We start from the raw sequence: 19,840 nt of genomic DNA, 5'->3' as shown, positions 1-19,840 counted from the left end.
CACGAACGAGAATCAATGCTACGAGGGTTGCCCCTCGGTCATTTCGAGCAACACACTGTAAGCAGGAATGGTGAGAAACTCTTCGAACCGTTCACCCGTGGACAGACGTTCAAAGAGCTCGCTCGCAGCGCCGAATCGGCCACTATCGAATCGCTCTCTACCCAGCGTATCTCTGAGGCCATCGAGTTCTTCGCGCAATATGCGACGGAATCGCTCATGCGTCAGCGCTTCCCCATCCTCGAGTGTGGCCCGATGATGTATCCATTGCCAAACCTGGGTACGCGAAATTTCGGCCGTCGCGGCGTCTTCCATCAGATTGTAGAGAGGAACGCAGCCGAGCCCTCTCAGCCACGCTTCGAGGTACTGGACTCCAACACGAATGTTATGGCGGAGTCCTTTCTCCGTGCGAAGGCCCTCTGGAACTCGGAGCAAGTCCTCCGCACTGACGACCACGTCGTCTCGCTGCCGCTCGATTTGATTGGGCCCACGCATATGTGAATCAAAGATGTCGGCCGCCAGCTGTACCAGCCCTGGATGTGCCACCCATGTGCCGTCGTGGCCATCCATGACCTCGCGCAGTTTGTCGGCTCTGACTTTCTCGAGCGCCAATCTGTTTTGTTCGGCATCATTCCTTATCGGAATAAAGGCTGCCATTCCGCCCATTGCATGCGCCTTCCTGCGGTGACAGGTCTTCACGAGAAGCTGTGTGTATGAGCGCAAGAAGTGCTGCTCCATAGTGACCTGAGCGCGATCAGGCAGAACGCTCGCCGCGTCATTACGCAGTTTCTTGATGAAACTGAAGATGTAATCCCAGCGTCCACAGTTGAGTCCTGCCGAGTGCTGCCGCAGTTCGTAAAGAATCTCGTCCATCTCAAATGCAGCTGGCAACGTTTCTATCAGTACGGTGGCTTTGATGGTCCCCTCTGGCAACCCTACCGCCTGCTGCGCAAACAGGAAGACATCGTTCCAGAAGCGCGCCTCTTGGTGGCTTTCCAGCTTTGGAAGGTAGAACCATGGACCAGCGCCTCCCGCGGTCTGTACGAGCGCGTTATGAAAAAAGAAGAGGCCAAAGTCGACCAGTGCAGCTGGCATGGGTTGCCCCTCGAACTCCACGTGTGCGTCTGGAAGGTGGAGCCCGCGAGGGCGGACCATCAACGCAGCGGTCTTCTCGTTCAATGCGTAACGCTTGCCAGTGAGCTGGTCCTGATGCTGAAGCGTTCCCCTTACTGCCTCCTGGAGAGCGATCTGGCCCGAGATCAAGTTCTCCCATGTGGGGGAGTTCGAGTCCTCGAAGTCCGCCATGAACACGTTTGCGCCCGAGTTGAGCGCATTGATGATCATCTTTCTGTCGACGGGCCCTGTGATCTCGACTCTCCGGTCGTTCAGGCCGGAAGGAACGGGTGCCACGGACCAGCTACCTTCACGGACGCCTTTCGTTTGCGGCAGAAAGTCCGGCCGATGCCCCGTGTCGAACTTCACCTGAAGCTGCCGACGGTTCTCCAGCAACTCTCGAAGCCGAGCCGTAAAGGTGCGAGCCAGCGCGGATAGAAACTCTACCGCTTCCTTGGTCAGTACCCTTTCGTCCCCTGCGATGCGAGGCGCCCGGATGCTGACGGTCGTCGGACTTGCTGGATTCATCGAGAGACTCCTCAGGACTCGCAACGCTCCGCGTCGTTACAAGTCACAATTTTTACACAGAGCTACCGTTCGTCAACTTCGCGTGCAAATACGTACAGTTAAGTCTGTACGTGAAGATAATTGACCAATTGTCAACATGTAAACACCTGTTAAGCTGGGTGCAGAGGCCCACCTAGCTGATGTCTCCACTCAACAACCCATTGCGACTCCAGCTCGAAATGCACTTTCCGCTGCGGACTGCTGAGGAGGCTGATTCAGATGCATGAGATTCCGCTTCTGGGAGCAAAAGTGAGGGCTCTCCGACGTCGAGAGCAGCTGACGCAGGTCGCGCTCGCAGCTCAACTGGGCATATCTCCAAGCTATCTGAACCTGATCGAGAACAATCGACGCCCTCTTACAGCCCCTCTCCTGCTCAGGCTCGCACAGCTGTTCCGGCTGGACCTGCAGTCTTTCGCTGCGTCAGAGCAGGACGCTCGTCTGTCTGCCGACCTGCTCGAGGCCTTCGGGGACCCCCTTTTCGAGGGCCACTCCTTGACCAACCACGACTTGCGCGATCTCGTCATCAGCTCGCCCGGCGTGGCAAACGCAGTACTGACCCTTTATCGCGAGTATCTACGTGCTCGTGAATCGGCGGAGGCCCTCGGAGAGCGACTTGCAGTCAATGGTTTCACGGGCCTGGATTCGTCCAGATTGCCCTCCGAAGAAGTCAGCGAATTCATTCAGCGACGATTGAACTATTTCCCCGAGCTCGAGGACGCAGCTGAGACGCTCTGGAAGGATGCCCATTTTGACGAGGAGGACGTTTTTCGATCACTCGTGCGTCATCTTCGAGACGCGCATGGGATCACAGTGCGTCTGGTTCGTGTCGCAGAGGAACGACGAGCGATGCGCCGGTTCGATCTCAAGTCCCGGACACTCAACATCTCCGAGGTACTTCCACCTCGAAGCCGACGCTTCCAAGTCGCGCATCAGCTCGCCCTGCTCACCTGCGGGGAACTATTCGAGAAAATCCTGCGCGACGAGACACTGACAACCCTCGAGTCACACACGCTCGCCCGGGTCGCACTCGCGAACTACTTCGCAGCAGCACTGTTGATGCCATACGGCCCGTTTCACGAAGCCGCACGCGGAGAGCGCTACGATGTCGAGCTTCTCGCGCACCGCTTCGGCGCCAGCTTCGAACAGGTATGTCATCGCATGACAACACTGCGACGAGCGGGGCTGGAGGGCGTCCCTTTCCACCTGATGCGCATCGATATTGCCGGCAACATCTCGAAGCGCTTCAGCGGCTCAGGCATCCGCTTCGCACGCTTCAGCGGGGCCTGCCCTCGCTGGAATGTCCATGCGGCGTTCATGACCCCCGGCTTGCTTCGAACGCAGCTCTCAAAGATGCCGGACGGGACCGTTTACTTCTGCATTGCGCGAACAGTCCGTAGTGATCGGGGTGGGTACCATGCACCTCACACCGTTCAGTCCATTGGGTTGGGCTGTGACGTAAAATACGCCAGAGAGCTCGTCTATGCAGACGGCTTCGACCTCGAAACCCTCGACGCCGCCGTCCCAGTCGGCGTCACCTGCCGCCTCTGCGAGCGGCTCGACTGTGAGCAACGGGTGTTCCCACCCGTACAACATCCCCTACACATCGACGAAAACGTACGTGGACTTTCGTTCTACGCACCCGTTGCAGAGCAACGAGGTCTTCCACTTTTCAAACCTACGTTTACGCCACCCAAAACAGAGATCAAGAACAGTGCGAAGGGGGGGACTTGAACCCCCACGGGAGTTACCCCGCTAGCACCTCAAGCTAGTGCGTCTGCCAATTCCGCCACCTTCGCTCAGGGACAGGGCGACGGAAGGTACTTCCCTGGCCGAAAATGTCAAGACGGAATCTCCGACAATCCGTCAGGTGACCAAAGCGGTTACGATCTCCCCTACTTCGAAAGGCTTTCTGACCCATGCCGAGCAGCCATCCGGCAGGTCGACGAGGCCGCCCGTGCCCGACATCACAACCAGACGAGCTTCTGGACTGGAGCGTTGCACGGCTGCGATCGCACCAGGGACGTCCTCCTCGATCGGGGAGAGGTCAAGCAACACGGCATCGAAGGGCCCTGTATCCAACGCTCCGTGCAGCTCGCTCATGCGGCGCACACAGACAATCCTCGCGCCTCGCGCAGAGAGGGCAGTGTCGAGGAGATCCACGACCGCCTCGTCATCTTCTACGAGCAGGATGCGAGCACCACCAAGCACCTTCCCTGCAGGGCGAAGGGCCCCACTGGCAGGCGGGGGGGTTCGTAGAGGTGCATCACCACTCTCCGGAATAGGTTCCGTCTGACCGCTCGTGAAGATGGGCCATTGAAGATCGAAGCGGGCCCCTCGCTCCGATGAGCCGAGAGTGAGTCGGCCTCCAGAGGCTTCCGCGAGAGCCGCCGAGTAGCGCAAGCCGATCCCCGCGCCTCCTGCCCGCGTCGTGATGCCTGCCCGCAGCAAGCTGGCGCGACGCTCCGGCGGGACCCCCGGACCTTCGTCGATCACGCTGAAGATGACGTCTGTATCGTCGCGCTCCGCCGTGATCTCCACCACCCCTCCCCGAGGAGACACCGAGATGGCATTCAGGAGGAGGTTCACCAGAATTTGAAGGAGTGGCCTCTCGTGAAGCACGGAGAGGCTAGCGACCTCGGCATCACTCCGGACCAGCACCTTCGTCTCCGCACGACATGCTTCCGGATCGAGCGAGGTGACTGCGTCTTCGAGGATGATGCGCAGGGGCCGCAACGGCTCATGGACAATCGACAGGGGGCTCTCCGCAGTGTCATACGGTGACCCGGCGGCGCCGATCGAGCGACGTACGATCCGGCGCGCGTCGCGGGCACGAGCGGCAACGAGGTCGAGAGCACGGCTCAGCTCCTCTCCTCGCGCACTCCGAGCCCGTTCGACCCACCCCAGAATCACGGTGAGTGCGTTGGAGACCTCGTGCAGGGTCCCCGCAAGATCATGCTCGAGGGGGAAGACCGGCCCAACGCCGCTGGACGGCGTTCCCGAGGACGCGCTGTCCCCAGGCGAGGACTGTGTTTTGCCTCCGCGCGTCGGATGCGCCACACCGCGTAGCCTATCTCGCTCTGTCCCGCTCGGGTACCGCAGTTTGTGCCCCGGAGGCCTAGTCGGACAGGGAAGGGGGAAGCGGTAGAGTGTAAGTTCCATCTCCCAGTGCAAGGGTTTCTCCAATCTGGATCACCCCCGCAGGGCCATCCTTGGCCAGAGGATCGCCTACCGGCAACCACGCCCTCACAACGGAGTGCGGAAGGCGTCCGCCCCGCGTGTCTCGGATGACGCCTTGGAGGAACACCGGATAGGGAACCGTCAGCGAGCCGAGGCTCACTGTCTCGGCGATCTCCGCCCCCGCCACCAGCAATCGGGGTCGCACCAACCAAGGATACCCCGAGCCGTCGACCGGTTGAGTCGAGAAGTCGAGAGATCCGGGATCCACTTTCAAGGAAAAACGACTCCCAACCAGCTGAGTCGGAGCTTCCCTGGGGCGCAGGGTGGGCAACGCAAGAACCTTGTCGAAGTATCGCTGCGAAGCCATGGTCGATGGCGCTGCCACGACGGAGGCGGCACCGATCGACTCGCCGCCAGGGCCCAGAACATGCCCCTCCATCGTCACCATTTCGGAGACGGTGATGGACTGCCCACAAAAGCAGCCATCACCAGCAGGAATCTCCATTTCCTTGCTCGCCACCGCGTGGATGCGAACGGGATCCACAGGGCGAGCGACGATCCGGTAGTGCCCTGGTGGAAGATCGGCCGTGAAGATCCCGGAGACGTCGGTCTCGACCTCGAGGCGATAGTTTGCCGCCGAGCTGGCATCTCCCGCAATCTCAGCGCTCTGAATCTGGACTGCCGCTACGACAGGGCTCCCTTGCGCATCTAGGACCTGTCCCTCCACGTGACGAGGAACGGCATTCAGTTCAGCCAGCGAGAGATCCAGCCCGTCGGGGCCTATCAGAATTCCGACGGCCGAAAGATCCCAATGAAGCGTGGGGAGAGCCTCCGACACGGGGGGACGCAGACGAATCAAGGGATCAAAGCGCCCTCGCGCCGTCCAGTCGAAGTGAATGTCGAACGAAACCTTGTCCACGCTCGGAGAGTGAGCGAGCGTCAGCGTCTCGGAGATGATGTCACCATGCTCGGGCTCGACCAGCTCGAGCGACCAGCCATCCACGCTCATCGTCGTCGGGACAGCGAACCGGCCCCAGAGACGCTCTGGCGGTCTCACATCAAAATTCAATGCCCGTGAGTCGACCTCTTGCGCTGGCCAGAAGACAGGGAGTGGCCCGTCTTCACAGCCCACAGGGAGCTGTGGGGTGACATAGACGTCATAGAGACCACGGGGCAAATCTGCACGAAAGACGAAACTACGACCGCCCGCTTCATCAACCTCGAAGTGGCTTCCCGCCGCGTATTCTTCTGGTGGCAAGCCAGATGTCCGGTCCACCCGCCTGAGAACGGCACTCGCAGGAAACGAGCCGTCCGGAGTCTCTTCGATTCCGCATCGCCCGACGCCATCCGGCAGTCTCAAGGTTCCTTTGAACTGTGCCAGCTCAGGCAACTGGGGGTTGAACGGCCGGACCTGGCCATCCCTCATGATGTCGCGGAGCACGAGCTCTTGGCTCTCGACGTCGATGAGGAAAGCAACGCTCCCCAGCGAGCTGTTCACGGGTGTTCGGATCTCGAGAAGCAACCCTGGAAGGTCCACGTTGATTGCAGCACAAGCATTGCGCTCACCCACCAGCACGCACACGCTATTTCCAGCGCAATCATCCGATGTGACACACTCATTTCGCGGGACAGGAGGATTCTCGAAGAGGGGGATGCTGCATCCGAAGGAAGCAACCGCCAGGTGCAGCAGGGCGACATGAGTACGGCTCATTGGCCTTCTCCTGAGCCGTCTGGGTTCGAAGGGGTGAGGCAAGAAGCACAGCCCTGGACGGTATCGCACGGCGGCGGCTCGCAAAAATCATTGCAATCTGAGCTCGAAGCGCAGCGAATCACCTGCCAGACGAGATAGCTCGCATCCGTCGGCTCCTGAGGACACACATCAGGACCGAATCGATGACTCGCCATCAATGTGACGGTATGGCAGCCAAGGGGTACGGTATGATCGCTGGGATGCCAGAACATCCCTGAAAATTTGCGAGCGCCATCAGCCATCGTACCGGGCGGGATCGGCTTGAAGGGGTATATCGCTGTACGATACGGCCGCCCCGCGGCATTCCGCTGCCCGTAATCGAGATAGATGGCTAGCTCCACGGGTTGCTGTGAATCTTCCGAGATCACCGAGCCACCGAACTCGACCCGCGACGTGTCGTCGTAGACGTAGATCGTCTGCCGAAGATCCGGATAGGCATCTGCAGCCATGAGCATGGGAGGAGTCCGCTCCGGCGCATCATACTCTGGTGGCGAAAGCACCAGGCAGGCAGAGGACATCATCGCAAGTAGAGTCAGTAGCGACGAGTGTGCCAAGGCGTGAACGACGGCGGCCGTTGGGAAAGCTTTCGTGTCCCCTCCCAATCCTCGCCTCAGATCGCCGCTTCTCTCTGACACCGATGTCAGGGCTCTGCTCGCCCTGATCTCACGACGATGCTCTTTGCTCATGCTTCGTTGACGTCGAGGATGGCAGGTCATCGGATGGCCCGCTCGTCTCAAGCAAAACATTCCAACAGAACTGGAGCCCGCCTGGCCGAACGTCAACCATATGCGATGCTTCCCTCGTCATCAGCCGACCCTGGACCTTGGTCTCAAGCTATCGACTCGGCGCGTGCGAGAGGGAGGCCCGGTCTGCCACCTCGCCTCTGCATATTCCATCCGGATAGCAGTCAGGACCAAGTCCGAAATTTCCGGGTGAGCAGCACATGCTGCGGCCAGACCACCAGGCTCTCTCAGCGGGATGTCGCGGGAGATTCCGAGCGCGTCGACCGTCGACTGAACGGCGATGGCGAGGTCACCCGTCGCATATAGTCCGGCTCTGCGCATTGCGAGGCCGCTTGACCAGAGTGCTGCTTCGGCCTCGATGGGAGTCGGTTGCACGCAGAGCTCACGCAGGCGCCGCTCTACACGGGGAGGGACGAGCTGCCACAGGTTCTGCTCCAGCTGCGTCACTGCCGGGTCGCGGCGACTCCCAACGGAGGTGTCGAGCGGTCCGAACGCCGCCTTCACGGCGGCAAGCACAAGATCCAGTTCTGCGGAAGGCAGTGAACACACCAGCACGTGCTCCGGCATTGCACCGGCCAAGCTCAAGCCAAGCAAATATCGCAACTCAGCCGTTTCTTCTCGAATATCACCCTGCATCAGGACAGCAGGAGGGACTAGAGGCAGAACTTGCGCATTCAGACCAGAATTCCGCTCTCCGGCCTGCGTTCCGGCCCGCTGCAGAAAAAGCGGTGTACGGATGCCCCCGAGGCGTTCCGCAATCATACCATAGACGTCACCAAGGACGGTTGCTGGGCCTGGCTGTATCCGTTCCAGGCCGGTGATGCCGAACTGTCCAGGGTCACGACGGAACAATCCTGTGTCCCACACGAATGCCAGTACTTCATTTACAGGGGCATTCACGTCACGAAAGAGCAGCGCATTGACCAACTCTGGGGCATCTCGTTGCGCCCAGAGAGGTGGTGGGAGAACCCGCTCGACTTCCACCGAACCATTCCCTCGTCGAGTGGAGTCAAACGCCGTCAAGACGTGTTGAATTGCATTGGCGTACACGACATTCCTGTCGGCCAGCGCTGCCGCGTGGAGGCGCTCGAGGCTGTCTCGGTCACCAGGCTTGAGCGCGGCTTGCATTCGACGCACTGCAAGCCCTTCCCGTGTCCGATCCTCGCCGGAGGCGAGAAACAAGGACATCAAGCGCTCACCAGCATCATAATCCCCTGACGAGACGTCACGAAGAAGACTGACTTCTTCCTCACTTGCGTTCGGTGGTGGATTGACGGAGAGGAAGCGCCCATTGAGGCTCACGGGGTAGGACGACACCCGGCCGCCGAGCGAGGCTGGGGCAGAAATCGGACTGGCCATTCCCAGCAATGTGTCGCTCTGACCGCCCTCCTGGATCACGCTCGTCGAGACTGCCTCTGGTTGGGCATTCTCCTGATGCACGCTCGATGTTGGAGATACGCTCACCGACATCGGCGTCGCGACTGGAGACACCGAGGGAGACGGGGGCGTCCTCAGTTCAGCGTAATCAAACGCCAGATCAATGACGGGAGATTTTGGATGACGGGAACGTCCGGAGCGACTGCCACTCGAGACGATTCCCTCATCTGGCAGGGTCTCGGCGGTGAATCGCTCGCTCGACCCTGCCGAGGGTAGCGACGTTGGGGCGATAGGCTGCTCGGAGAGCTTCGCTTTCTGCTCGCGAACAGCTTCGATCTTGATTCGCAGCTCGGCGATGCGAGCGTCCACCATACGGTTGTCTCTTGCCAGGTCCGCAGCTTCGGCGAGGAGCGACGCCGATCGCTGAGGCTCGACATCGAGCAGCAATGCGGCAAGCTGGACGAGAACGTGAGCCCGTTCCGTTCCAGAGCTTTGCCCCGCAAGCTCCTCAAGTGCGCTTTGTGCGACGTCCCGCTCTCCGTATGCAGCCGTCAGTTCGAGACGACGACGGGCAGCGAGCGAGCGAGTGTCCGTTTCGGCGTAGGCTTGCTCCAGAAGACGGGACGCTGCACTCACATCACCCGTTCTTTCTGCGGCGTGAGCCGCAGCCAGGGCCACCCGACCCCGTGATCGGAGCCCCTGCAGATGGCCATCGAGCGCGCGCTCGAACAGTGGAACGGCTGCCGCAAAGTTGCGCTTCTGCGCCAGACGCTCCGCCATACCCAACGCAATCAGCGCCGCAGGGCCTACCTCGGCATGGCGCCGCGTGAGTTCACGCATCCCGGCGCCGTGTCCTTGAATCACATCCAGATGCTCTGCCAGCAGAAAGGCATAGAGCTCTACCTGCGTCGGCTCGAGTGCGTCTGCGGCTCGCTGGAGGTCGTCGATCGCTGCCTGAGCTTCTCGTGGCGTGCCCGTGCCACAGAGCCTGTATTCCAGGCGTCTTCCCTCCAGGAGGGCAGATAGATGTCCAGGGGTGAGCTTCAGCGCCTCCCGTATTTGCCCCAGCGCCCCCACATCGTCCCCGGTGGCGGACGTGGCACGTGCCGACTCGACGAGGATGTCGGCATGCCAGCCGGGCTCGACTCCCCCGTCCTGACGAATGAAGGCCACGAAGGCATCCAGCGAACGGGCCAGTTCGTACGTGTCTCCGCGGAGACGTGCGATCTCGACGCGAACCTCCAGCAGCTGTTGTTCCGAAATGGCCTCCCACTGCTCGTCGAGACTGCGGGACGCAGCATCGATCTCCCCTCCCTTGAGGTATGCACGGCAGGCCCGCAGAGCGTAGTCGGCTCGCTCTTCCTGTGACGTGGCCAGCCTCCCCAGCTGCGCCCACCCGGGCGCAGCCCGAAGCGGAGCCCCGAGCCGCTCGTACATATCACCCAGGTAGCGCAAGGCCGCGGCATCGTTCGGCGCCTCGGAGAGAAGCTGCTCGAGCTCCAGGCAAGCTTCTGTGAGTAGACCGAGTCTCTGCTCGAGCACGGCGGCACGCCGGAGCTGGAGCACGCGGCGCTCTTGCAACGACGAGGTAGCAACGATACGCAGCTGGAGCAACTCGGCAATCCGCTCATGGTCCCTGCGCCTCGATGCATCCTCTTCGAGAGCCTCGAGGGCCTCGGTGTCCTTCGGATCGAGACGCGCGATCACGTGATAGTGCGCGATGGCCACGGCATCGTCACCCAGCTCTCGCTCTATGGGCGCGAGGTCGCGCAGTACGGACAGGTAGCTGGCCGTGTGCTCGTGCTCTGCATTCTCCAGCGCTTCTTGATCGACCGGCGACAGCCCTTTCGTCTCCAGCACCCCTGCCAGCCGCGTCAGGATGTCGACCTGGAGACGCCGCGCTCCCGTCGATGTCGAGAGTCGTCGAATTTCGTCGAGAAGCTCTCTCGTCAAGGGGAGACGGTGAGCTTTGCGTCCGATGACTTCCAGAGCGCCACGTAGGTCGCCACGGGCGGACAGGAGAGATGAAAGCTCTCCGATCACGGTTTGGAGACGCTCTGCTGGCAAATCATCACGTTCGGCTTCCTGCTGGAGGAGCACCTCGAGAGCAGAAGAATCCCCGGTAAGGGAGAGCAACCGCCAGAGCCTCCCCACGACCTGCTCATGTATCTCCTCCCCCACCTCACCCGTTTCGAGCGCTCGCTGCAGGGCCAGAATGACCTTATCGAGCTTTCCTTCCCGTTCGTGCTGATCGGCGAGGTGGAGAAGCGCCTCGATGCGACGTGCTACCGGCAAAGCATCGTCGAGGGCGCGCTGAAGAGCATCGTCACCCGTGAGCTGAACGAAGACATCAGCCTCGAAGGCCAGCTCGGGATTTTCAGGAGCGCGACGTGCTGCCTCGACCAGAAGAGCAGCGGCGACATCGGGCACTTTGAGGACATCGGCCAGGCGACTGGCCCACCGGAGGAGTGCCGGACCGACATTGGCATGAGGGTTCTTCCCGGCCGCATAGATCGCCGCAATCAGATGCTGCGCACGCTCTGCTTCACGTGCGAGCTCGGGAATCAGATCGACGAGGCTTTCGTACTCCTCCACGTCGCCGTCGATCCTCATGCCACGCTCGATGGCTGCGAGCGCACTCGCCGAGGCCCCCAGGACACGAACCGCGACCCGTGCCATGGCGATCGCGGCACGAGCGCCATCAGGCCCCTCCAGCCTGGGAAGTGTGGCTTTGATGGCTCTGTCGAAGCGCAGTGACTCCGGCAGAACTTCGCCGGTAATGGAGATGAGCTCGCCAATCGCCTGACCGATGTCCTCTACGGTTGCAGCATCGGGGCGCACATTGAGGGCACGAAGAAGAAGGTCGACCCGCGTTCGCACCCCCTCCTCGGACGCCCCCGCCAGCCCCGCTGCACGCCTGAGCCACATCGTCCGTAGACCAGCGTTCTCTGCGCCAGCCGCCACGCGTTCGATGACACGAACAGCCTCCGTCGGCTCTTCGGCCCGCTCGGCGAGGCGAGCCAGCAGGACGTAAGAAGTCCCTTCCGTGGGCACTGCCTCGAAGGACGAGGCGGCGTGTGAAAGGGCCAAAGTAATGGCATTTCGGCGCTCGAGCTGCCTGGCCGCTCGATAATGAGCAGCACGTCGGCCATAACAGCCCATCGCAGCGTCTGCGAGCAGACCGTAGACGCGATGCAGCGTCGCAACCCCTTGCTCCCCCTCCGCGCAACGCTCCACCAAGGCGACAGCGTCCGCGCGCGACGAATCGATCTCAATCGCACTTACAGCGATGGCCAGCGCTCGTTCATTCAGGCGATGTTCGGCCGCCATGGACGCCGCTTCGATCAGCAGACTGGCTCGCCGCCGACGCTGAGCCGTCGGCATCCTCTGCGGCGCAGAGGGCTGAATTTCGCTCGGCGCAGCCCTTCCCTCCGAGTCCGACGCTCGCTGGATCAGCATCTCGATGGCAAGGTCGACACCAGCGAACTCTCGAAGATCACGCGCGTAGCGCTCTTCACCACCATGGGGCAAGAGCTCACAAGCGCGATGAAATGCCTTCTCTGCGCCCAGCTTGTCATCGGCGAGATCCCAGAGCAGTCCGCCCAGCTCGCGCCATGCCACCGCCGCGTCGGCAGATGCTCCAGCCGACGTGAGCGCCCGCGCCCGCGCCTCGGTCAGGGCCACGACACCATCCGAGCCCAGCTGGACAGTGGAGTCTTGCAGCCAGGCCTCGAGTCTCCTGACGTGATGAAGTACCCCCTGGGGATCCGCGCCTTGCTCGACCGCACGCACCAGCTCGCGCGCTGCCCCGCTGGGATCCCCCGCCTCCATCCGCCGCTCTGCGAGCAGCAGCAGGAGCTCCCGAGCCGCCACGACGTCCGGCTCTGCCGCGCGCGACCGCTCCAGCACCGCGATACCAAGCTGCCGATCCCCCGAACGCTCCGCGAATTCGAGAAGGCGTTGCCGAAGCGACGGCATGCGTGGCCCAAGGACATCGAGAGCTCTCTTCCCGAGCGCAGTTGCGCGCGCCGGATCCAGCTCGAACAAGGCATCGAGTGACGTGCCGAGCATCGGCGCCAGGTCGTCGAGTGGTCGAGGCTGCGCCAGAACCCAGGCGAGCGCATCGGACAGACGCGCAGCGTCGCGCGCGACGACAGCACGGCGAATGAGGTGACCCGTCGCTGCCCCACAGCCGGGGTGCAGCGCAAGCCAGCGCTGGGTCCACCCGAGAGCGAGCCCCTGCTCCCCGAGCGCTTCGAGCATCCTGGCCAGGCCGTCGCAGAGGATACCGCGAGGGATCACGGTGGTGATGGCCCGCTCGATGGCAGCGGCTGCCCCTCGCTCCGAGCGCACAGCGGCGAGCCCTTCCACGCGAGGCTTCAGGTCATCACTCGCCAGCAGGTGAGCGAGGGTCATGACGGCGCGCACGCTGGTCGGGTCGGCTTCGCTTGCGAGTTCGGCCGCCTTTCGCCCCAGTGTCGGCTCTCCGGCGGCGGCATACAGCTCCGCGGCGAGTGCCAACAGGACGGCTCGCAGCGCGGGCCACACTGGTCCTGCGAGCTGCACCAAGGCGTCGGCGCGCTCTCGGATCCGTCCCATCTGGGTCGCGAAGACGAGCACGGCACTCGCCGCCCCCCGATGTCCTGGCACCTCGGAGAGCAGAGGCAGGACGGCTTCAATGGCCGCGCTCTCATCACCCTCGCGTTGATGGAGGGTCGCGAGGAGCAGCCTCGTCCTTACCAGCTCTGCACGTTTTGACCCCTTCGACCCGCCAGAACTGACCTGTCCTCCTCTCCCATCGCTCTCAGCTCGCGGGCGGCTCGCCTCGAGCAAGGGGACGAGCGAACTCCCCGACCCCGTGCGACGGGCCAGCCGCTCGAGAGCCATGATGCACGCACCATCTGCGGGAAGCTCCTGCGCCAGCGCCGCAAGAGCTTCCTCGTAGGCAGAAAGATCGTCCGGACGGCCTCGGTAGATCGTCACGAGCTGACGCAGCGCACGGCTCCGCTCCTCGGCGGAGGCGGCCTCCTGGAGAAGCTGCTGCGCTCTACCGAGCGCCTCGTCTTGAGTCCTCGCTTGCTCGGCGAGGCGCTGCAGGCCAGCAGCCGCAACCTCCTCGTCGACCTCGGCGCGAAGCAATCGCTCGAAGGCCCAGCAGGCAAGGCCAGCGTCCGCCATCCTCGTCTCAGCGAGCACGGCGAGGTCCCGGAGCGCATCGATGCTCGCTCGCGGATCGCTCGGGAGGCCTCCTCCACCGTCAGCAACCCGAATGAGCGCTTCCATCAGCGGCAGAGGGTCCTGGGAAGCGGAGGCATGCTCGCGCAGCGCAGCCCACGCGTAAACGCCACTCGGATCGGCGACGGCGGCCTCGATCCAGGCTTCCAGCGATCGCTCCGGACTGGCCAGCGGACCGGCATACAGCCGCGCCAGCGCCTCGAACATCGCCGCACGCGCCGTCCCCACAAGGCGAGCCGCCCGTAGCTCTTTCCGCACCGCCACGAGTTCGTAGAGGCTTGCCTGTCCGAGGACCTCGTCGATGACCTCCACGTCATCGGACTCGAGATCCGCTTCGAGTTCGGCATCGAGCGCACAACCAGCCGCTCGAGCCGCGTCCCCATCACTGAGCGCCGCTTCCAGCCGGCGGACATGAACCTCGAGAGCGCGCTCTATCTCTCCACGCTCACTCAGCGCCATCGCGTGAATCCGCGCCACCTCGTCGGACGCCCCCACGCGACCACGCGCAGCCAGCGCGGCAGACATCACCGCAGCAGCTCGCGCATCCTGAGGAGCAATCTCGAGCGCCCGGAGTCGATCTTCGAACGCCGCATCCCGCTCTCGCAACGCCTCCCGTCGCTCCGCAGCGTCGAGGTACGCACGCGCGGCAGCCTCAGGCGGGACCAGCTCTGGGGACCATGCGGAAATTGTCCCCAGCAGCTCGGATGCCATCGCATCGGTGGGCTCGAGACTCGCCGCGCGGATCAGCGCATCGACCGCGCCACTGGCGTTTCCTGCCCGCGCCAGGAGCACCGCGATGCGTACGAGGGTCCTCGCACCGCCGCTGGGGCGCTGAACATCGCATACGGACTTCAACGCGGCCGCCGCTGCAGCTGGCTCTCCCAGACTCGCCAGCCATCCAGCGAGTTCGACCCGAAGGCCTGTATCTTCTCCCAGAGCGAGCCCCCGTTGGGCCAAGGAGGCCGCCGTCTCCAGCTCGATTCCCCGAGAGGCGAGCAGCCTCGCCAGGGTGATCGCAGCTTCACGCTCGCCCAGCGCATCACCGTGCGCACGACGCTCTTCGAGACGCCCCCGCCAGTAGGCAGCTTCGGCTCGAGGGCCAGCGTGCCGAGATGCAGGCGCTTCCAGGCGAAGATTCTCCAGGACTACCTCCCCGGCCGAGAGAGGAGCCATCCGGTGCATGAGCTCCGGCGGTGGCATGGTCTGTCGCGTCTTGAGAGGGCGAGAATTCGGTTCATCCGAAGTGGAGGAATTCTCGCTGTTCGGCGTCGAGACCATCAGGCACCTTCGCGGCCATCGCGCGCTGGGCGAGCCTACCAGATGGACCGTGGTGAGAGGCCAGTTTCACGGATTCGTTCATCACACCACGCTGCTTTCCGCGGCTGCGCGCTCATGACGCGATCGCCTCCACGGCTCGACTCGATGAGACACGCCACGTCCTCCGAACCGGACTCGTTGAAGCAGCTCACCCGCCTCCACGCGTCCCCAATGCGAACTTCGTGCTGCGAGCGCCACCCTCCCGAGCCGAAGCCGGCTCACGGCTCCGCTCAGGTGCTCACGCCTTTCGAGCATCCCATCACCTTGGCGGCGCTCGAAGGCCTCCAAGAGACGGGGGATCCGTATGCATCCTCACCGCAATACCACCGCGAAAGGCAGCGCCGCCAGGGCACGTTCTCCCGACAAGAGGGGAGCGAACGAGCCGACGAACGTGCCCAGCTCGGGAAGCGGCACCAGCCACGCCGAGGCGAGCGCATCGACGACCACACGACGCGCGTGGGTCTGCAGCGCATCGACCCCCCGATGAGCGTCTCCGGAGTCGTCCTCGTCCACGTCACTCGCAGCCAGCATGTCGAGGAAGCTCATGTCGTCCCGCTCGATCTCCACCGGCGTCCCACCCGGTAGCTTTGCGAGGTCGAGCGCCACCCGCACGGCTTCGTCGAGTCCACCCATCTCGTCGACGAGGCCACGCTGCTTGGCTTGCGCGCCGCTGAACAACCGTCCTTCGGCCGAAGGTGAGATGGTTTCCACGGCGACCCCTCGTCCAGCCGCAATACGTTCCAGGAACAGATCGTAGATGGATTGGATCGACGTCAACACCCTTGCACGCGTGGCGTCGTCCCAGGGCGTGAGCATGGACATGTAGGCTGCACGATTCGCACGCAAAGGATCGGGATTGGCCGCGACCGTCTCCGCATGGACGCCCACAGAAGCAAGCGCATGCCCTACCGCAAGCTTGCCCCCGACGACACCGATGGATCCAATGATGCTCGTCTCCTCTGCAAGGATCTTGGTGCCCGCACATGCAAGGTAATACCCACCACTCGCAGCCATCCCCCCGATCGAGACGACCAGCGGCTTTTCCTCGCGTAGCTTCATCAGCCGCTTCCAGAGCAGATCCGAGGCGAGGGCCGAGCCTCCAGGCGAGTCGATACGCAGCACCACCGCCTTCGTGGACTTGTCATTCGCCAGACGGGCGATCACACGGCCGAGCTCCCGCTCTCCGATGCCATCGCTCCCGCCGAGGGGCGACGCCCCCGAACTCATGGCGATGCTTCCCGCGGCAGGCACGATGGTGACATGCGGCTCACCGACGGCGCTGGCTCCCGAGAGCGAGCGGTAGATGTCCACGAGCCCCCGCGGAACGCTTGCATCCCGCCCACTACCCCCGAAGCGCGCCACGGTCTGCTCCACGCCCGCCAGCGCCTCTGCATCACTGCGGGCCTCGCCCAGATCCCCGATCGCATCGACCAGACCCAGCTCCACCGCTTCCGCGGGTGAATAGGGGCCGTTCTCCAGGGCAGCTTCGAGGCCCTTGTCGTCGCCAGAGCGTCGCCCTTCGACGATGGTCGCAATCCACGCGGCCCGAACCCCCCCGAGGGCACCTTGCAAGGATGCGCGAGCCTCGGGGCTGGCGCTCTCTCGCGTGAATGGCTCGCTCGCGCCCTTGAACTTCCCTACCTGCAGGTAATCAGCGCTGATGTTGAGCTTGTCGAGCAGCCCCTTGGCAAAGAGCAGCTGTGCCGCAATGCCCACCGTATCCACCTGCCCCGCGGGACTGAGCCACAGCTTGCTGCACCCCGCGGCGGCGAGAAGCATCGTCCCGTTGTTGTACTCGTCCGCATGGCACACCACGGGCTTGCCCGCCTTGCGCACTGCGCCGAGCAGCCGACCCACTTCCTGGACACCCGCGAAAGACAGGCGCGCCATGCCCAGCCGCACAAGAATTCCTCTCGTGGTGTCGGACGCCGCGAATCCACGCAGGGAGCGCACCAGATCGGCGTGCGTACGGCTCTTGCTCGTGCCGAGCCACGACGTGGGTGCGCTTTCGGGCAAGCCGCGCGACAGATCGATCTCCACCACGGTCGGTCGTCCCGGAGCGACGGCCGTCGATGGGCTCGATTCGTTGCGACGCTCACGCCCCACGCACGACACGAGCACAGCGGACGTGCATACGAGCCCCAGCAGCGCGCCCCTGCGACGACGACCTGCCTCTCTCGGCCCTCGAAGCTCGTCCCGCTCCCTCGCCGGCACAATGGCCGCTCGACGCTCACTCATAGTTGGATCCAGACAGGTCTGAGGTGTCTATCTCGGCCGGTGAAGAACCGTTCGCTGCGGCCCCTGCAGAGGCCGCTGGCGGCGCGACGCCGGGCAGATCGGAGACTTCCACGGCTGCGCCCTGATCGGGCGCCACATAATCATCGGGGACCCGCCCCTCGTCATTCCATGCTCCACGCTGCAGGAGACGACCCGATGGGGAAGGGTCGACCGCTGCGCCGTCGCTCGCCCTCCCCTCTCGCGGCCCCCCTGCTGGAGCTTGCATACCGCTCTCTGCCGCATCCGGAACTCCCGCGTCACCCATCGTCGCAGGGAGCGCCGGCGACGAGTCCAGCCGGTCGAGGAACGCCTTCAGCGCAGGGGCGAGCGGGTTACGCCGACCCGAAGCCACGAGTCGCTCGTACTCCGCCCTGGCGGCTGCGAGGTCGCCGGAGCGCGCCAGGGCGTAGATCAGCAGCCCCCGCGCTCGACCGAGTCCCTGGTCGCCCACCGCAGCCGTTCGAAGACGGCCAATGGCGACAGGCCAGCTCGGCTGCGCTTCGGCCACATCGAGGGCGGCCAAGGCCAGCGCATTGTCCGCCTGCGCGCCCCCCCCCGTCAGCGTCCCCACGAGGAGCCGGGCTCGACCCAGATCCCCTTGCAAGCGCACCAGATCCACGCGCGCACGCTGGACTGCCGGATCACCTGCCGCGACGGCTTCCGCATGCTCTACGGCGTTCCGAGCCTTGTTCACGGCGACCTCGAGATCATCCCGAGCGAGCGCCTCGTCCGGACTCTTCCCCTCCACGAGGCGCAACCGGAGCCACCGAAGATCCGCGCCAGCGGTCTCGAGCCGGGCCAGGTCGACAGCGATCTTCGGATCACGCTCGGCGAGCGCGCTCGCTTGCAGCAACTTGTCCCGCGCCCCCTCCAGGTCACCCTCCAGCAAGGCCTGGTTGGCCTCCGCGACCAGCGAGGTCGCGCGCTCGTCGCTCGCTCGTTCGGGTGTATGCGCGAGGGGCTTCAGGTACTTCGGCACGAGAATGACACCGGCGAGCACGGCCAACCCGGCCACGATGAGACCCACCATCCAGCGCGCCGCCCCCGCACGGCGCGAAGGGACCACGGAGGTGAAACGAGGCTCACCGTAGGCATCCTCGCTGATGGAGAAACGGATCTCCGAAGGCGTCGGCGTGAGCGGCGCCGACTGTACCCGCACCTCCCGCGGCGGGCGCTGGCGCGGAGAAAGCGCTGCCCCCTCCTCTTCCGCCGTGCCGGACATCGGCTGCGGGTCAAGCGCGGTCTGGGACGACCCACCTCCCCCGCTGGCGCTCCCTCCCTCTCCTTGCCCCCTCTGGGATGCGCTGGGGGAGTCCGTCGGACCATGCCGTTCAGGCACAGGAGGCGCGTCTTCTGGAGAGACGATCACCCCTGGAGGCGATTTCCGCCTCGCGGGCGCCGGTGGTTGCGTGGCGCCAGGGCTCGGCGTTGGAGGCATCATGGGAAGCCGCCCGACCGGCGGCGTCAGGGGCTCCGCGCTCGTCGGCTCGCCCGATACCGGCGGCACGGAGGGGCTTCGCACGAAAGGCTCCGGCGGCAACGTCGCGCCAGACCTCTGACCAGCGTCCTGCTGCGCGAAGGGCACCGCTGTGTCCTCGTCGGCCGTCGGCACAGGGCCGCCGAGACCCGAGGGGGTCGTCGTCCGGACGCGCGCGGGCGCCGACGGACCACGCCCTCCGCCCGAGGTCGGGCTCATCATCCCGCCGACGCCGCGGAAGAACGGCTCGAGCTCCGCGATCTCGCCCAGACGCCGCGACGGTCCGCTCCCCCGCGAGAGCACGTCTTCCCGGGAAATCTCGGCCCGACCGATGGCCGCCTGCAGCTCGCGCAGCATCTTGAACTCGAACTCACGACCATCTGCGGTGCGGACCTGCCAGCGCTCTGGCAGCGCCCCATCAGCGCGCCGCACCTTGAACAGATGACCACAGTTGGTGCACTTGACGCTGGTGCCGCGCCCCGAAACGAGCGCATCGTCGAACTCGTACTCGGTGCGGCAGCGGTCGCAGGTGACGTCCATCGGCTCGTCGAGCTCGCCCCATCATCATGGACGGTGGCCGGCGAAGCAAAATTCACCGGCGCGTCCGGAGCCGCGGGAGCTCGCCAGCGAAGGTAGCACGGGCGCCCGCGAGGCTCCCGCGGAGGCGCCCCCCCCACCAGGACGACACCCCCCATGCACGAGAGGGGGACCAGGGCGAATCGACCACCCCCCTCGGGGAGCGTCGTTTCAGACATTCTCTCGGTGCTCGGATCGACGACATCGACCCTTTCCCCGGCATCTGGCCACACG

The 19,840-nt window shown here is 64.1% G+C and carries 8 protein-coding genes and 1 tRNA gene; 1 reads left to right on the top strand and 8 read right to left on the bottom strand.

The genetic code is table 11. The features are described 5' to 3' along the window. Nucleotides 1-18: 18 nt before the first annotated feature. Nucleotides 19-1,638 carry a malate synthase A gene (aceB, locus tag CMC5_RS03940; protein WP_050429167.1) on the bottom strand — a complete coding sequence of 540 codons (1,620 nt, stop codon included), beginning with the start codon at nucleotides 1,636-1,638 and terminating at the stop codon, nucleotides 19-21. Nucleotides 1,639-1,896: 258 nt separating this feature from the next. Between aceB and CMC5_RS42020 the strand changes: the two genes are divergently transcribed. After that, nucleotides 1,897-3,408 carry a helix-turn-helix domain-containing protein gene (locus CMC5_RS42020; protein WP_082362227.1) on the top strand — a complete coding sequence of 504 codons (1,512 nt, stop codon included), beginning with the start codon at nucleotides 1,897-1,899 and terminating at the stop codon, nucleotides 3,406-3,408. Here the strand turns inward: CMC5_RS42020 and CMC5_RS03935 are convergent. The 7 genes from CMC5_RS03935 to CMC5_RS03910 all read right to left on the bottom strand — a co-directional run bounded on the left by CMC5_RS03935 (nucleotide 3,390) and on the right by CMC5_RS03910 (nucleotide 19,570). Continuing rightward, nucleotides 3,390-3,473: transfer RNA gene (locus tag CMC5_RS03935), tRNA-Leu, on the bottom strand. The genes CMC5_RS42020 and CMC5_RS03935 overlap by 19 nt on opposite strands. Before the next feature lie 67 nt (nucleotides 3,474-3,540). Continuing rightward, nucleotides 3,541-4,734, bottom strand: a complete 1,194-nt coding sequence (locus tag CMC5_RS03930; protein ID WP_169796450.1) for a sensor histidine kinase — start codon at nucleotides 4,732-4,734, stop codon at nucleotides 3,541-3,543. A gap of 58 nt (nucleotides 4,735-4,792) precedes the next feature. Further along, complete coding sequence (locus CMC5_RS03925; RefSeq protein ID WP_156338166.1) at nucleotides 4,793-6,565, bottom strand: carboxypeptidase-like regulatory domain-containing protein; 1,773 nt, start codon at nucleotides 6,563-6,565, stop codon at nucleotides 4,793-4,795. Then, nucleotides 6,562-7,290, bottom strand: a complete 729-nt coding sequence (locus CMC5_RS43965; protein WP_156338165.1) for a hypothetical protein — start codon at nucleotides 7,288-7,290, stop codon at nucleotides 6,562-6,564. The genes CMC5_RS03925 and CMC5_RS43965 overlap by 4 nt, the downstream gene beginning before the upstream one ends. 120 nt (nucleotides 7,291-7,410) lie before the next feature. Further along, nucleotides 7,411-13,902, bottom strand: coding sequence for a tetratricopeptide repeat protein (locus tag CMC5_RS03920; RefSeq protein ID WP_218920226.1), 6,492 nt, complete (start codon nucleotides 13,900-13,902; stop codon nucleotides 7,411-7,413). Between the two features lie 1,686 nt (nucleotides 13,903-15,588). Beyond that, nucleotides 15,589-17,166, bottom strand: coding sequence for a S49 family peptidase (locus tag CMC5_RS03915; RefSeq protein ID WP_245678276.1), 1,578 nt, complete (start codon nucleotides 17,164-17,166; stop codon nucleotides 15,589-15,591). A 340-nt stretch (nucleotides 17,167-17,506) separates the two neighbouring features. Beyond that, complete coding sequence (locus tag CMC5_RS03910) at nucleotides 17,507-19,570, bottom strand: zinc-ribbon domain-containing protein (protein WP_050429162.1); 2,064 nt, start codon at nucleotides 19,568-19,570, stop codon at nucleotides 17,507-17,509. Nucleotides 19,571-19,840 lie beyond the last annotated feature (270 nt).

It is taken from the genome of Chondromyces crocatus (assembly GCF_001189295.1).
GTDB classification, from domain to species: Bacteria; Myxococcota_A; Polyangia; order Polyangiales; family Polyangiaceae; genus Chondromyces; species Chondromyces crocatus.
Note: the sequence above shows the minus strand (reverse complement) of the source record. Positions and strands in the feature narration are given on the sequence as shown.